This window comes from Undibacterium sp. RTI2.2 (assembly GCF_035018705.1).
Classification (GTDB): Bacteria; Pseudomonadota; Gammaproteobacteria; order Burkholderiales; family Burkholderiaceae_D; genus Undibacterium.
Genome location: NZ_JASJXN010000003.1, coordinates 159009 through 175095 on the forward strand (window position 1 = coordinate 159009; position 16087 = coordinate 175095).

Sequence of the window (16087 nt, forward strand, 5' to 3'; positions counted from 1 at the left end):
CATTATGTTTCGTTACTTCCCTACTAATTACGTCTGGAATCTGTCGGTTGACCTTGCCATCGAAATGGGTGCGCGCATCGGTGAGATCGAGGAGATGTGCGCACCTCTGCTAGAAGTAGCACGCCAAGGTGACGATGAGGGTACGGTCAAATTCATGCAATCCTGGGTTTCGATGGGTGACAAGCTAGTGGATATGGCAAACGAGGATGTTGCGCTCGGACGCAGATTATCCGCAGGCGACAAACTCAATCGCGCAGCAATTTATTTCTTGGTAGCAGAGCGTATGCAGAGTCATGGGGCACCGGACCGGGTTGCTTTATATGCCAAATCTCAAGCGACATTTTTGCGCGGCGTGGCGCTCTCACATGAAAATTGCGAGCGGGTAGAAATCCCTTATGGTGACAGCCATTTATCAGCGCTGTACGTCCGTGCAGACACCACTAAAGGCGCGGATGACGTTGCGAAGCCAACGCCATTATTGGTGCAGGTAAATGGCCTAGACAGTACCAAAGAACTGAAATACCGGATAGGTCTGCCACAAATGCTGGCGCGGCGTGGTGTATCGTCACTGATTGTGGATCAGCCAGGCACTGGTGAAGCCCTGCGTTTGCAGGGATTGACAGCGATATATAACACTGAAGTGTGGGCTAGTAAGGTAGTCGATTATTTGGAAACCCGTGCCGATGTCGATCATGCTCGCATCGGTATGGAAGGCGTCTCTTTGGGCGGTTACTACTGCCCTCGCGCGGTCGCTTTTGAGCCGCGTTTTGCATGTGGTGTGGTATGGGGTGCTAATCACGATTGGCGCGAAGTCCAAAAGCAACGCCTCGCACGAGAAGGACAAAATCCAGTGCCCCACTATTGGGAGCATGTGTGCTGGGTATGGGGCGCAAAAGATGTAGACGATTTTATGACCATCGCAGAGCAAGTGCATCTTAATGGAATTTTGGACAGAATCAAGGTGCCATTTTTAGTTACTCATGGCGAAGCCGATAAACAGATTGCACTGAAATATGCGCACCAGACTTATGAACAGCTGGTCAATAGCCCAAAACGCGAGCTGAAAATTTTTACCCCGCGCGAAGGCGGCATACAACACAGTAGTTTCGACAACAGCGCCAATGCAGGTAATTTTATTGCTGATTGGGTAGCAGAAACTCTGAACGGACGGTTAGCATGACCGCGCCGGTACGGCGAGTAGTTACGGGCCATAGCGCCGATGGCCGCGCCATCATTATCAGTGACACGTCCGCGCCACAGGTCTTTGAGGTAGCGGCACAGCCCGGTCTGGCATTTACTGAAATTTGGCGTACGGACTGCATGCCAGTCAGAGTCGACAATGCGGCGGATCCGACCTTACGTCCATTGCAATTAGCACCAACACCAATGGGCAGTGTAATTCGCGTGACTGACATACCGCCAGAGTCTGAAGACGACGGAGCGCTTGACCCAGCTAAAGCAGCAGCACATTTTGCACAGCTAGGTGGCGCGAAGGCTTCAACAGGTAATGCCGCGGCACCGCATCCTTTAATGCACAGGACTGAAACCGTTGATTACGGTATGGTATTGGAGGGCGAAATTTATCTGGTGCTGGACGACAGCGAGGTATTGCTGCATCGAGGCGATGTAGTGATACAACGCGGCACCAATCACGCATGGGCAAATCGGTCGGGCAAATCGACACGCATGTTATTCATTCTGCTGGATGGAAAATTTGCCGATGGACTGAACTGAAATGAGCCAGCACTTAATTCAGCACCAAGTACAACACCGAACACAACAAAGAGAACAGCACCAGGCATTATTTTCTCTTGCCGATAAAGTGGCACTCATCACAGGTGCGGCCAACGGTATAGGGCGTGCAATTGCCTGGCAAATGGCGCATGCCGGTGCATACGTCTTACTTAGCGATATTGACAGTGCTGGTGGTTCAGCGCTGGCGGCAGAAATGACCGCCGCTGGCTATGCTGTGGCGATATTTCCGTGCGATATGGGATCACGGTCAGAGATACAAACTTTGTCCAGCGAAGCGCTAGCAGCCTTCGGGGAAATTGATATCTTAGTTTGTAACGCTGGAGTCGCGCCCCATGCCGGACCGATTGCCAGTGCTTCTGATCGGGACTATGAACTGACGATGGAGATAAATTTACATAGCAATCTACAGCTGTGTAATTTACTCATTCCACAGATGGCGGCGCGTAACAACGGCAGTGTCATCATCATGTCGAGCATTGCAGGTGTCAGGGGTAATAAAAATATCGGTTTGTATGGTTTATCAAAAGCGGCCAGCGCTCAACTGGTGCGTAACTTGGCAGTGGAATGGGGGCCGTCGAATGTCAGCATCAATAGTATTTCGCCCGGCGTCATAGACACTGCGTTTGCTAAACCAATCTCAGCTCAACAAGAGTTGGCTGCAAAACGGATTGCCCTGACACCGTTAAGACGCTTTGGGCAGGTTGATGATGTCGCAGGCGTTGCAGTATTTTTGGCCTCACCAGCAGCGGCATTTATGACTGGGCAAAACCTGATCGTTGATGGCGGCACCACCATCGGCGATGGTAATTAAATCCCCACTCTCAAACTCACAGTAAAGGGTATTGAATGCATATTTTGATCACTGGAGCCAACGGCTTTGTCGGTAGCGAATTGGTAAAGCGCTTGCTAGAAAATAAGGGCAGTACTGAGCTGCATCACTTTAATCAGCTCACCTTAGTTGACATGGCATTCGATCAGGTAGCAACTGACGCTCGAGTTCATCAATTATGCGGGAGTATTGGCGATCCCGGCGTCTTAATACAAGCGCTGCAACATCCGGTGGACTATGTATTCCATCTGGCCAGTATACCGGGTGGTGCAGCCGAGGCCAACTATGAGTTAGGTCTTAACGTCAATCTGCAAGCGAGCTTACAGTTGTTAGAGCTTTTACGTATTCAGTCACAGCAAGGTCGGTTAGCAAAATTAGTGTTTGCGAGTAGTGTTGCGGTCTACGGAACCGCATTACCAGCCTTGATTGACGATACAAGTTTGCCGCGTCCGGTTCTCAGTTATGGAACACATAAACTGGCGATAGAGTTGCTGCTGGAAGATTACAGCCGACGTGGCTGGATAAACGGATGTGCATTGAGACTACCAGGTATTGTGGCGCGGCCAACAGTGAGTAATGGTTTGATGTCAGCATTTATGAGTGATATTTTTTGGCGCTTGCGAGATGGCCAGCCGTTTACTTGCCCGGTCTCGGCTCAAGCAGTCATGTGGTGGATGTCACGTGATTGCTGTGTCAATAATTTGTTGCATGCAGCGAGCTTAGACCAGCAACAACTGGCAAACTGGCGGGTAGTTACTCCACCAGTATTACACTTAACCATCAGCGAGTTAGTCAACCAGCTTGCGAGTATGTTTGGCGCAGATCGCCTGAGCTTAATTAACTATCAACCCAACCCCAAACTAGAAGCCATATTTGGAGTTTATCCACCGATCAATACCAGCACAGCCGAAGCAATGGGATTTAGTCATGATGGCTCCATCAAACAATTGGTTGAAAATGCGGTAGGGATTGCTACTAAGTGATACCCACCTCAATCAGCGAGTCGTATCGGCTATGCGGGAATAGGAAAAATAACTCATAAAAGCAATATACTCCCCATATTTTTTATCCGAACTCCGATACAGATCAAAAAATATATGGACAATTAAAATGTACTGAATGGGAGTATATTTTATTACTGCTATAAATTTTTTCGTTTGAGCGCTCTAAACCATCAGTATTCGAGACACAGCCCCTTCATTACGAAAACAAATTGGTGCGTTAAAAACCCGCTTTTCAAGCACAGGCAATTTATAGTGCCGCACCAGCAAACATCACATGCTCATGCGCCATGAGTACAAAAGTCGAACCTGATACCAACAACTGGCTCAGCGGACTGGGCAAACTAGCGTCTGATAATGCAAGCCAATGCTCACCCAATGCCAGCGCTGCCTCGTCATCTTTTAACCATACCTCGTCGATCAGATCAACACTGATAGCGTGCCCGGGACGTTGCAATGTCTGATTACGGGTAACACGGTCGATACCGCTACTCGCATCAGCCAACATCGTTTGCCAGACGTCGTCCGTTGCGGACAGTAATTCATCAACTGAAACACCGTCAGCAGCCCGATAGAAGACAAATAATTTACTGGCAATTTTAGTATTGTCCTTATTACTGTCATCAGCGGTGTTAGCAGTATTAGCGTCAGCAGCAAGCTTGATTTTTTCAATCACCGGCATTTTTACTACGCTTGCCTGATCAACAAAGCGATCTTCGTCTGGCTGTAAATGCTCTAGATAAAATGGTGCGGCAAGTGCTGCAGCAGCCTGTTCTGGATGATCAAACCAGACTTGCGTGACAAAATCACGGCCATTAGAAAGCGTATCCGGCATCGCACCTGAAAAAGCTACCGGGACTCGAAAACTATTCTCAAAAACGTGATTTTGTATATACCGTCTTGGCGCTAAATCAGGTGATTTACCGATAAACTGTACTACATCTGCACCGTGGACATTCTTCATATAATGATGTGTCTGGCGCAGTGTTATGCCTCCGCGACGGCGTCCAACTATCATCATCTTAATCATACTATTTCCTTTGATATCGTTATAAAAATATACCGGACATGGTCGTATAAATTGGCTCTATACACACCAACAAAGACCAACAAAGACCAAAATTTAGACCAACGCTACTTTGACTTCTTCTGACACCATCACTCGACGAAAACTCGCTACCGCAAGTATCGCGATCACAACCGTGGCGATGCCCAGACTTCCATAGCCGGCATTCTTAACAAGCGTCCCACCTAAAATTGGCCCTATCGCAGCCCCGATCATTAACATGGCTGGGGTTGATGCTGCCGCTCGCCCGGATGGATCAAGCTTGGACAAAACACCGAAGGCAAACGTATGGGTAAAAATCAGCAACCCAGCAAATACCGACGTCGCCACTGCGTAAGGCATAAAGCTTGTGCTCTGCGTGACCGCCAGCGCAATCACCGCTTGTAATACGGGACCAATCAAGAGTACGCGATATGCTGAAAAACGGCGTTCCAGCAATACCGCCAGCGGTGCGGGCAATAAATTTACAATGCCAAGTGCGATCAAAACGCCCGACACCGCCGCGACACCAAAACCACGATCCATGCCGATCCGTTGGATAAAACTGAAAATCATGGACTGCACCAAGCCCATGCAGCCGACGCCAAACACCATAAACCAGATACGAGTATCAAGTCGGTCTTTTGGTAAGTTTGATCGCTGATTGTTGGCATTAAGCACACGATTACTCATGCGCTCAATAGCAGTATCAGATTGCGGAAAAGCTAAGGCACTCGCCACCGTAGCTACCGCCATAACGATAGCAAAAAGACGAAATAATGCCGGGCCGCCATAGTTAGTAATCAACGGCGGTGTGATAATGAAAAATCCCAATGCGAACACCCCAATTGCGATTCCTACCGTAGCAAACAAACGATGCGGCTGAGCACTGCGGCCGATACTGCCGTGGGTAAAACTTAACGCACAGCCTGCAGACATACCCGCAATCGCGTGCAACAGCAGCATCATGACAAAATCATGCGTGAAAGATAGTGCGATAAAACTCAGCATCGCCAGTCCAAACCCCAGCGCCGCAGCGACGCGTCCGTTTAAGCGATTTAGTCGTGGAGCAAAAAACAAACTACTCGTCACTGCGCCAAACAGGAATAATGTCACCATCCCACCTGCCTGTTGCGCATCAAAGTGATAATACGAAATCAGCGTGCCAACCCATAATGGCAATGCCACCAGATCAAGCATCCCCGCGCAATGTGCGACCATTAATACAATATGTCCTGACCTGCTATCTGCCTTCGTCATACTTGTCTCCTGTTTGTTGCATTATTAATGCATTCATTACGCTATTTAGCGTGATCTTATTTTTATGTTTTTTCTGACTACAACACTTAACTTAGTGTTTGGTGTTTTGCACTTTATTAGACTTGCTACCAAGTACAACTTTTCGATAACAATTTAAATCGGTTCAGCGAGCGCCATCAGCGAAGCGCGCATGATGTTGGTGTGTTCTTGTTTATCACCACCGGATATCTCGATTTCACCAAGACGACCAGAGTTTTCCACAACCATGCGGCAACGTTCAAAACGTCGTTGCTGGAAGCGATCAAGCCCCTCTGCCACAATACTGGCACGTGTTAACTCTTCAGCTAAAACAATACCATCTTCGATTCCGATACATGCCCCCGATGCTAAATGCGGTGTCGTCGCGTGTACGGCATCACCAATCAACACCACGCGTCCGGAAAACCAGGGTTGCGGCAATAACAAACTGACTAGGGGACGATAAATGACCTGGGACTGAGCCGTGATCTGCTCTCTGATCTGTTGCATCAGCGGTGCGGAAAATGGCGCTAATAAATCACGCAACATTTGCGGTTGCTGATCGGCGGGGATATGCGTATTGGTCTCGCGGTCTTCAGTGACAAATAAATACATTTCACTGGCGGATACCGGATTAATACCGGTTTTGATTTTCGGCCCCATCCACATTTTAGTATTAACTACATCAACAGGACGTGGCAATACAGCGCGCCATACACCTTGTCCTGTGTAGCTAGGCTCTGGTGCATCCGGAAACAGCAAAGTACGTACCTTTGATTGCAAGCCATCAGAACCAATCACGACATCATACCGTTTGCAACTGCCGTCAGTCGTCTGTACATCAACACCATCAAGGTCTTGTTCGATTGATGTGAAGCTACACCCCAAACGTACACTAACGCCAGCACGTCGAGTCGCAGCAGCCATCAACTTAGCCAGCGCGGGCCGCATAATACCAGCGCCGCCCGGAACATCTGGCCCGGCAAGACGTGGTGTAGGTAAATGACCAACATGCATATCAGTCACTGTATAAATATCTAAGCCGTCACTGCCATAACCTTCTTGTAAAAACTGATCGAGTATTCCCAATGTGCCAAAGGCACGCAGAGTGGCGCCGCCCAAGCTGATTCCAGCACCATAAGAACGCCAGTCCGCATCAATTTCAACCAGATCAACCTGCACCCCGCGCTTGCTTAGCTCGATTGCCGCTGCCATTCCAGAAAATCCACCACCAATAACAAGGGCAGTACGTACAGCTGTAGTCATTTTAAAACTCCTTAATTGATCTTTAATTCAATCTCTAATTCTTCGATAGTTAGAGTCTGTTATCACTCAAATCAGCGCAGCGCAAATCGCCGTTCGCAAGTATCGTCAGCGGCACTTTTGTCAAGGTTTGTCCCAGACACGGCCCCAATAAACATTTGCCCGTCACAGGCTCAAACTGAGCACCGTGAGCAGCACAGGTGATCCGTGTGCGATCAGCATTGAAATATTCGTCCTTGCGCCAGGCAAGCGGGGTATCGCCGTAATGCGGACACGCGTCCCTATAAGCATGTATCTCACCTTGATAACGCAGTACAAAAATACCCAACTGCACAAAGCCCTTACTGGCGCCCTCAATCACCTCGTCTGCATTACAGAGATACATGCCGTCGCTCATGGCTAGTGCGCCTCTGATACGATTGGCGCGCCGGAAAGTGTCGTATCTAAAGCAGCTTTATCTAAGGCAGGCGTATCTGATGGCAACTTAGTTGGAGGCGGTCCACCCGGGGCCCATTTTTCACGATGCTGGAATAAAAATAGCTGCGATCCATCCGCGCCCATCGGTGCCTGGCGCGCCACCCATTGATCGTCATGCAAATCCATATCTGCATCGTATTCAACATGACATCCGAGCGGACTATTGAAGTACCAAAACCAGTTCGATCCAAACAAATGACGACCCGGCCCCCAAAACGACTGATAACCCTTTTCTACAAAACGAGTACCAGCCAGCATGACCTCGGTCGGGCCTCCCATATGAAAAGTAAAGTGCTCACAGCCGGTCATAAACGGAGGCGTCTGAATCAAAAATAGAGTGTGATGGTCTACCGTTCCTGCTGGTCGCAAGAATGGACCTACGCCAACAAAGCTGTCTGTACAAACAAAGCCGATACGCGCATAAAAAGCCTCTGCTTTAGCTGCGTCTGGCACAAAATAAACGACATGCGATAAGCTCCTTGGACGTGGCTGATCGTCTGGATCAAATGCGATTTTATTCACAGCACGCTGGGGCACTGCACCTGGCGCATTGACTGTCTCTGCCGGCAGCGAGATAGCGCGACGTACCGTAATCTGAAAGCCAAGAGCAAAACCAGAATCGTCGACTACTTCAATCGAGCCATCATCGAGCCTGAGTACCTGACGATCTCGTTCAAGCTCCTCGGCGATCGCATTGAGTGAAGCCTGATCGGTCACACCATAAATCGTTTTTCTTAGCATAGTGGCGGTTGGTAGCGGTGCAGGCAGTGATATGTCATTCCGGTTTGCCAAAATAATTGCAGTACCGTCCAGCGCTTCAAAACGGTTATCGCCAACTGGTGTCAGACCATAGTCCGTCAAATACTGGGTACATGCAGCCAAGTCGTCAACACCAAAAACAAGAGCGTCTGGTCCGATAATATTCATTGTGATAAGTCCTTTAAAATTAAGCTTGTACAAATTGGGATGAGTTACTTTTTTCAGTAAAGTAAATCAAAGACATCAAAGAAATACGCTTGCTTGATCACGAGCAGAAGATCGTGATCAAGCACTATAAAGCGGTAACAGAATTGGTTAAGTTGTCGGCTGCTATTGGTGTTGCTGATGTGCTTAATGAGTTAACTGAATTTCCTGAATTTCCTGAATTAGCTGAATGCGCCACTGCAGCTAATGGCATAACAGGTCGCAATAAAAAGTACGCTAATGCAGGTAATAAAACTAATGCGCCGAGCATGTTCCATAAAAACATAAATGCCAGTAGCAAACCCATATCTGCCTGAAATTTGATGGGACTAAAACTCCAGGTCACCACGCCGATTGCCAGAGTAACCCCCGTCAGCATCACGACCTTGCCCGTAAATAGTAGCGCCCGGTAGTACGATTCCGAAAGACTTTGACCTTCCCGCATCCGAGCCAGCGTAATGCTGAGGATGTACAGCGCATAGTCGATACCGATACCAACACCCAATGCAATCACCGGCAGCGTTGCAACCTTGACACCCATTCCCAGAGCCACCATCAGCGCCTCGGCCAAGATCGAGGTCAGCATCAACGGGAGTACCGCGACCACCACCGCCCGCCATGACCGGAAGGTAATAAAGCACAACACAATCACTGCGGCATATACCAACAGCAGCATTTGACGCCACGCATTATGTACAACAATATTGGTCGCAGCTTCTATCCCCGCACTACCTGCAGCTAGCAGAAATTTTGTGTCGTTAGTATCGTTTTCTTTGGCAAATGCTTCCACATGCTGGACTATCGCCGTCAATGTGTCAGCACGGTGATCCCGCAGATAAACATACATCGTGAGTAAGCCACAGCTGTCGTTATACAAGCCGCGCGGCGCTCCGGCAGTGACTGTATTGAGCATCGCTTGATTGGGTAGAAATGCATACCATTTTGGATTGCCTTCATTCAGACCGGACAGCACTCGACGATTTAGCAAAGCCAACGTATTGGTGCTTTCTACTCCATCTAGCTGACGTAACTCCCACTCCAGCGCATCTACTTTATTCAGTGCCTGGTATTGCGAGCAAGCGCCCTCCGGAGTCTTCACCATTACTGCCAGCACGTCGCTAGAAGCGCCGTAAGCAGACGTCATAAATGCAACGTCTTTGTTATAGCGGCTATCAGGACGTAACTCTGGCGCGCCTAAATCAAGATCACCTATCTTCAAGTGTGTGCTGGCGACATATCCACCAATGCCCATTAACACCGCGACTACCACGGCACCGGTAGCCCAGCGACGTTGCGTAAAGCGATCCAATAGCGCCCATAGAGGATGCTTCACTTCACCGGCAGCATCACCCGCTTCTGCACGTAAGCTGCGCTCGGAAGCGCTGGCACTAACGCCGCTACAACTGAGCAAAATCGGCAGCAAAATCAAATTGGTAAAAATCAATACGGCCACACCTAAGCTGGCGGCAACGGCTAGTTCCCGAATTACCTGAATATTGATCATCAGCAATACGGCGAATCCCACCGCATCGGCGACTAGTGCCGTCAATCCAGCCAAAAACAAGCGGCGGAAAGTAAAGCGTGCCGCGACTAATTTATGCATACCGCGACCAACGTCTTGCATGATGCCGTTCATTTTTTGTGCACCATGACTCATACCGATAGCGAAGACTAAAAATGGCACCAAAATCGAATACGGATCGAGGACATAGCCAAGCATAGGCAACATTCCAAGCTGCCAGACCACAGCAATCAGTGACGCGGCAACCACCAGCAAAGTGGAACGTATGCACCTTGTGTACCAGTACACCATTAAGGTGGCGATGAATACCGCCAGCGCAAAGAATGCGAGTACCGTTTTGACGCCCTCAATCAAATCGCCAGTTAGCTTGGCAAAACCAGTAATATGGACCTTGACACCACGCGCCTCATACTTAGTGCGTAAGGCTTCGAGCTTTTCAGAAAAACTACGGTAATCCAGAGGTCGCCCTGCGCTATCCTGATTGAGCAGCGGCACATAGATCACGCTAGATTTTGCGTCCAGCGCTACGATCTGACCGATCTCGCCGGAGCGGGCAATATTTGTGGCGAGCAATTGCAGCGACTGGGCAGAACCATCATAAGCATCAGGGATGACTGGCCCCCCTTCCAGACCATCCTCAGTGACACCAACCCAACGTGTGGTTGGCGTCCATATCGACTTCATCTGAGTTCTGTTGACGCCTGGAAGTAAGAACACCTCGTCGCTGAACTGACGTAGAGTTTCAAGATAATTTTTGTCATAGATGGTCAAATTACCCAGCGCATTTACCTGGTTATTTGCGACCGCGATACGGACAGCATTGCCCAGCCCGGTAAGATCATTCTGGTGATCCAGTAAATGACGAATATACGGATGTTGAGCAGGAATAGTTTTCTCAAAACTGGCATTTAGCTCCAGTTTGCTGGCTTGCCAGCCGAGCAAAATCGTGATCAGCGCACATACTGCAACTACAATAAGACGGTGATTAAACAAAAGACGCTCGACCAGCGAACCAGACCGGGGATCAAAGTCAGACAACTGCCCCGACCCGATCGGAGAATGAGAGGAAGGCATCATGGCTTAACTCCGGCCACGGCTGACGCTAAGTCTAGGCCAATCGCGCCTTGCATTGTCAGCGAAAGTAATGAGCCATCTCGACGTACAAGTACTGCATTTAAAGGCGGTAAAAGCGGCGTTTTTAGTGGTGTTAAAACACCATCGTGCCCCTGTAGAATAACGCTGGCCTGATTGACCATGACTAAGGAACCATCCGCCCGCAATGCAGATCCTGTGATCGAAGCGGGCATTGATACGGGCACCTGCGACCATTGACTACCGGCATCAATACTGCGCCAGATATTGCCTCGCAAACCAGCGACAACAATCTCATTGTCGTTTGGTAGTTCTAGCGTAAAAAAACTACCTTTGTATGGCGTGGTGATACGTTCAAAATGCTGGCCACCATCGATTGAGCGTAATAACAAACCTTGCTCACCAGCGATGACAATTTGCTGGCCTCGCGCACGGGCTGCATAAAGGTGTAAGCCTTGCGGATTATCGGCAGCAGACATGCGTGAAATCCAGGTTTTTCCACCATCCTCAGTCGCAAAGATTAAGCCGTACGCGCCCACTGCGATTGCGCGACGTGCGCCAATGACTAATACATCTAAAAATGGCTTATCAGGACCATCCGCAACTAGCCGCAAGGCAATTTTCTCTGTAATTAGATCACCAGATTTTTGCGCCGTTTCAAGTACCATTTGTGCTGCAAGACGGCCGTCAAATTGGCGTGTCCAAGTAGAACCTGCATCATCACTGGTCAAGATAATACCGCCGTGCCCGACAGCAATCCCATGTGAGCCATTAAATCGCACAGAGGTCAATGTCACACTGACTGGAGCTGGCACCTGACGCCAAGTGGCGCCATCATCCTCAGATAACACGATCACGCCACGCTCACCGACCGCAACCAACCTTCCGCCAACTTGAGCACCGCTAAGCAGTACGACCTTTGCTGCCTGGCGGGACGTGAGTGCCGGACGATCGAGCGCGTCACCAATGGGCGTCGCTTGCGCAGATATCGTAATTATCATGAGACTTAGTGCGAATGACTTAGCCACGGCTGGCAGATAACGATTACAACAGTTCATCAGCGCACACTCTCGCTTGCCATCGCATCCGGTGTGAAGGTGCTGTCTGAATAGCGTGGCTTGACCGCGTAATGCACCGACTTACTGTTATAGAGATCGCCAACGTAGGAGTTGCCTGACAACAGATCATTGAAGCCGAAAGAACCAATCACGTTACCCGGCAAATCTGGCGCAACAAAACTAGCCGACCAAATTGTTTTCCACAATTGACCGTTTGAATCAAAGCGATCTGCCAGCACGCAAATCCAGGTGTCTTCGTCACAGTAATAGCGGCTCTTGGCAGCCGGATGGCGCTGACCTGCGCGTAGCGCCGAATCAATCACCCATACCCGATGCAATTCCCAACGCATGTAGCTTGGATTGACACCTGTCTTACTCAGCACTTCTGCATCGGCCTTCGGTTGCAGCATTTTGTTCACGTTATACGGAACAAACATTTCTTTCTTACCGGCGATTTTAAATTCGAAGCGATCCAACTTACCTGACCAAGTCTGTACCTCATCAAAACTCATTAAACCTGCGGTCACCGGGGATGGCGTGTCACAACACGGATTAGGTAACTTACGTACCCGGCGCTGCCCCGTCAGATACACCCAGGCTTGGGTTTTAGCAGGGTCGAGCTGATCGCGACCAGTAATAGCTTCACCAGCGCGGATAGGAGGACCTACGTTGACTAATCGGATCAGTTGAATCTCGGGCGATATCGCAAACGATTCTAAAGTAGCCTCGGGATAGTAGTAGGGAATCTGAAAATCAATAATGCCATCCGTGGTCATCACAGGACGGCCATCGGCAGTAATTTGGTACTGTGTTACCTGCGACTGAAACGAAGTACCACGCCAGCGCAGCATATGATTCCAAATCACTTCTGCACCGTTTTTAGGAATCGGGAAAGGAATACCACCGACGACATCAGCCGCAACATCGCCGACCAATTTGCCGCGTGTCGCGTTCTTCAATGTATTGTCATAGACCCATTGCGGCGCGGCAGCAGTGCGATGCGTTGGATAAACATCCACCCGGTAATCCGGATATTTTTTTAATAGCGCTTTAACGCCATCAGTCAGCTTATCGGCATATTGATCCGCGTTTTTAGCACTGATTGAGAAGATTGGTTTTTCATCCTTAAACGGATCGCCGCGACGTCCTCCCGCTTTATCGCCTGCAATAGCAGTCGTCATACCACCAGTCCAGGCCGGGATGCTGCCATCTTTATTGCCAGCTTTTTCAGCGCCGAATGGGGTTAATTCGGTCTTTAACTTAGTCGCTTCTTCTGCAGTTACACCAGCCATGACGGGCAGAGTTACTGCACTCATCATCATGCTAATAATGGCGGTGAGGATGTGATTATGATGATTGTTGCGATTGAATTTCTTCATGATGTTGTCTCTTTATTTAATAGTCAAAGCAAAGGTAGACCGACTTAGAAAGTCCGGCGCACGCTGAGGGAGATATAGTTGCGGTCGCCTAGCGGATTACCATCACTGAATTGACCGAGAGCGTAATCGTTGTAAGGTTTGCTATCACCGATATAACGCGTGTAATTCATCGCGAATTGCCACGTATTAAGGTAATTACCTTCCAGTCCAATGTTTGCGTTGCCGGTGCCTTTAGCACCCCAGGCAGTCACGCTGGATCGACCATCAAGAGAATAGCGAGCACCAACGGGTACGCTCAAATCCAAGCCCGGCAGCACCTGACGATAAGTAGGTGTGTAGATCAGCTGCAAAATGCTGGCATCACGAGTACGACCCTGATCAATCTCATTTTGAGGATCGGTTTTACTCAATACGCGATTCCAGGCAAGCTCAGCAACCAAACCGCTTTCTTGTGCCAAAAAGTTAGCGCCAAAACTACCCAACATAGACAAATTGAAGTGTGCAGTACGACCCGTAGGGTTAATCGGACGCGGCGCGTTAGCCGGTCCAAAGTACACCGCGTTATTGACGTTCAGTGCCATGTTGTCGCGTACGGATGCCTCAGCAGATACATTGAAATCGCCAATGGAGCGCGAAGCACTCATACCCGCAACTTTGATGTCGCTTCCAAACACATAAAACCACTGGCTATCCGTCGTCTTGGCGCCTGGGTTGAGGCGCGAATACAGCTGGCCAAATTTGTCGTTATATTTGGCGTAGAAAAAACTCAGATCAGTCTCATCAATCCGCCATTTCAGCTGTAAACCAAACTGCCCGTTATTACCTGGACGGACATTCGTACCCGACGATGCAACATAGCTACCGGCGACAGGGCCAGCAAACGCAGGAATATTCACGAACTCGGGACCAGTCGCATTCCAAGGAACATTCGCGGTAGAGAAATAACTACCAGATGGCGGAACTCTGCTCTCTTTCCAGCGAAATTGAACATATCCGCCCAAGCTAATATTGGGCTGAATTTGCCATTGAGCAGACAACTGAGGAACGGGCATTGCAATTTCTTTAAATTGCGCATTTGGAGAGGACAATAATTTATTGATGTCTACCGGACCTTGAGCAGCGGCCACGCCGTTATCGCCAAAGAACAGGCTTTCGCCATATAAAATGGTGTGCTGGCCAAGGCGCGCTGTGAGCTTGCCCGCATTGCCTAAGTCAGTACTACCGAATACAAAAGCATCCAGCACTTCGGCCTTACTACCGGCAATTTTTCGTGTGTAATCTGGGAATTCGTTGTATGGCACCTGACCCACAGTGGGATCATTTAGGGCGTCTGTCTTGCGATTGTATGCCTGGTCGTACCATGCGGCAGCACTTACGCGTAATCCGTATTTGCGTTGGAAAACCAGGTCGAATTCAGAGAGCAAATCTACCCGCTCAGATACAAAACCCCGTTTGCGAAAGTTTTGATCACCGGCATTCAGGTTCAGCGCTTGCGGCGCACCAGACGGACTAAATGAATTGGTCAATATCGAATCAGCATCGTTAAGGCGATAGATAGTGCTGGCTTTAACGGTGTTGTCGAATCTTAACGTCAGGTCTGGATTGTCGACTTTGATTTCGCCCGCGTGGCTAGCAACTGCTGAGAGTGCTACACCCGCCAAAGCGCATTGATTTAGTACGAGCCTAAGCTTGCGCTTGCTTGATGATTTCTGCATTGCTGTCTCCGATTTTATATTTTAGGACTGACGCAAAATTGTCCCAGCAAGGCGTAGCGACGACGACAGTACTTTGGTACGGCTAGTCGCTGCAACGCAGCTAGAGCAGTTTTGCGTAAGTCCCTTGTTTTTATCCACCTCGTCCGACCTTACTTGTGAAGGTTTTTGTATGACTGTGTGGTGGATGAAGAGTACGAAGTCCGGAGGATTCGGTAAAACAGTTTCTATCGATTGGAGATATTGGGATTTTCAATACATGCATTTATGGCATCGAAATACCCTGAAGCGGGTAGTGCAATATCTGTATGTATTCACCCGCAAAATCAATTGGCTAGCTATGAGAGAGAACTTAATTATGAAGCAGTAGCTGTGAGAAACTAAGCAAGTCGGAAATTTGATTAAGTCATTTAAGGCAGAACCAAGACGACTAACGCAAAGATAAGATGTGGTTTTTTTTTGCTCAAATAGTTACTAGGGCATAGAGAGTAATAATCTCTAGCTGCTGATCAGCGTATACCGGGGGTGAATATTGGTAACACTACTTCAAGTCAAGACTTACGCAAAACTGCTACAGCTGCGTAGCAACCCCGTTCGACCTAAGTAAGAAGCTAAAGTACTGTTTTCGTCACTACGCCTTGCAGGGACGATTTTGCGTCGATCTTAAATGTAAATGAGAAGAGGTTTTAGCAATGAAATACTTAGCAGAAATT

Annotated in this window: 13 protein-coding genes; 4 read left to right on the plus strand and 9 right to left on the minus strand. The window is 48.9% G+C overall.

The annotated features are described in order from the left end of the window. Window positions 1–4: 4 nt before the first annotated feature. From QN395_RS02760 to QN395_RS02775, 4 genes are read left to right on the plus strand one after another with little or no spacing between them, the layout of a single operon-like run. Window positions 5–1180 carry an alpha/beta hydrolase family protein gene (locus tag QN395_RS02760; protein ID WP_323491943.1) on the plus strand — a complete coding sequence of 392 codons (1176 nt, stop codon included), beginning with the start codon at window positions 5–7 and terminating at the stop codon, window positions 1178–1180. After that, a complete protein-coding gene (locus tag QN395_RS02765; RefSeq protein WP_322121050.1) occupies window positions 1177–1734 on the plus strand; it encodes a cupin domain-containing protein in 558 nt (185 codons plus the stop codon). The genes QN395_RS02760 and QN395_RS02765 overlap by 4 nt, the downstream gene beginning before the upstream one ends. A 1-nt stretch (window position 1735) precedes the next feature. Further along, on the plus strand, window positions 1736–2566 hold the full coding sequence (locus tag QN395_RS02770) for an SDR family oxidoreductase (protein ID WP_322121049.1): 831 nt from the start codon (window positions 1736–1738) through the stop codon (window positions 2564–2566). A gap of 35 nt (window positions 2567–2601) precedes the next feature. Beyond that, complete coding sequence (locus QN395_RS02775) at window positions 2602–3567, plus strand: NAD-dependent epimerase/dehydratase family protein (RefSeq protein ID WP_322121048.1); 966 nt, start codon at window positions 2602–2604, stop codon at window positions 3565–3567. Between the two features lie 268 nt (window positions 3568–3835). On the opposite strand, the gene QN395_RS02780 is transcribed toward QN395_RS02775, so the two are convergent. The 9 genes from QN395_RS02780 to QN395_RS02820 form a co-directional block, all read right to left on the minus strand. Beyond that, window positions 3836–4615, minus strand: a complete 780-nt coding sequence (locus tag QN395_RS02780; RefSeq protein WP_322121047.1) for an EthD domain-containing protein — start codon at window positions 4613–4615, stop codon at window positions 3836–3838. Window positions 4616–4708: 93 nt separating this feature from the next. Then, a complete protein-coding gene (locus QN395_RS02785) occupies window positions 4709–5890 on the minus strand; it encodes an MFS transporter (RefSeq protein ID WP_322121046.1) in 1182 nt (393 codons plus the stop codon). A gap of 153 nt (window positions 5891–6043) precedes the next feature. Continuing rightward, window positions 6044–7174, minus strand: coding sequence for an FAD-dependent oxidoreductase (locus tag QN395_RS02790; protein WP_322121045.1), 1131 nt, complete (start codon window positions 7172–7174; stop codon window positions 6044–6046). Window positions 7175–7223: 49 nt separating this feature from the next. Beyond that, window positions 7224–7568, minus strand: coding sequence for a Rieske (2Fe-2S) protein (locus tag QN395_RS02795; protein WP_322121044.1), 345 nt, complete (start codon window positions 7566–7568; stop codon window positions 7224–7226). A gap of 2 nt (window positions 7569–7570) precedes the next feature. After that, on the minus strand, window positions 7571–8575 hold the full coding sequence (locus QN395_RS02800) for a VOC family protein (protein ID WP_322121043.1): 1005 nt from the start codon (window positions 8573–8575) through the stop codon (window positions 7571–7573). A gap of 124 nt (window positions 8576–8699) precedes the next feature. Beyond that, entirely contained in the window at window positions 8700–11210 is a 2511-nt protein-coding gene (locus QN395_RS02805; RefSeq protein WP_323491942.1) for an efflux RND transporter permease subunit, read from the minus strand. After that, complete coding sequence (locus QN395_RS02810; RefSeq protein ID WP_322121041.1) at window positions 11207–12226, minus strand: WD40/YVTN/BNR-like repeat-containing protein; 1020 nt, start codon at window positions 12224–12226, stop codon at window positions 11207–11209. The genes QN395_RS02805 and QN395_RS02810 overlap by 4 nt, the downstream gene beginning before the upstream one ends. A 56-nt stretch (window positions 12227–12282) precedes the next feature. After that, complete coding sequence (locus QN395_RS02815; RefSeq protein ID WP_322121040.1) at window positions 12283–13662, minus strand: DUF1329 domain-containing protein; 1380 nt, start codon at window positions 13660–13662, stop codon at window positions 12283–12285. A gap of 44 nt (window positions 13663–13706) precedes the next feature. Further along, window positions 13707–15377 carry a DUF1302 domain-containing protein gene (locus QN395_RS02820; RefSeq protein ID WP_322121039.1) on the minus strand — a complete coding sequence of 557 codons (1671 nt, stop codon included), beginning with the start codon at window positions 15375–15377 and terminating at the stop codon, window positions 13707–13709. Window positions 15378–16087: the final 710 nt, after the last annotated feature.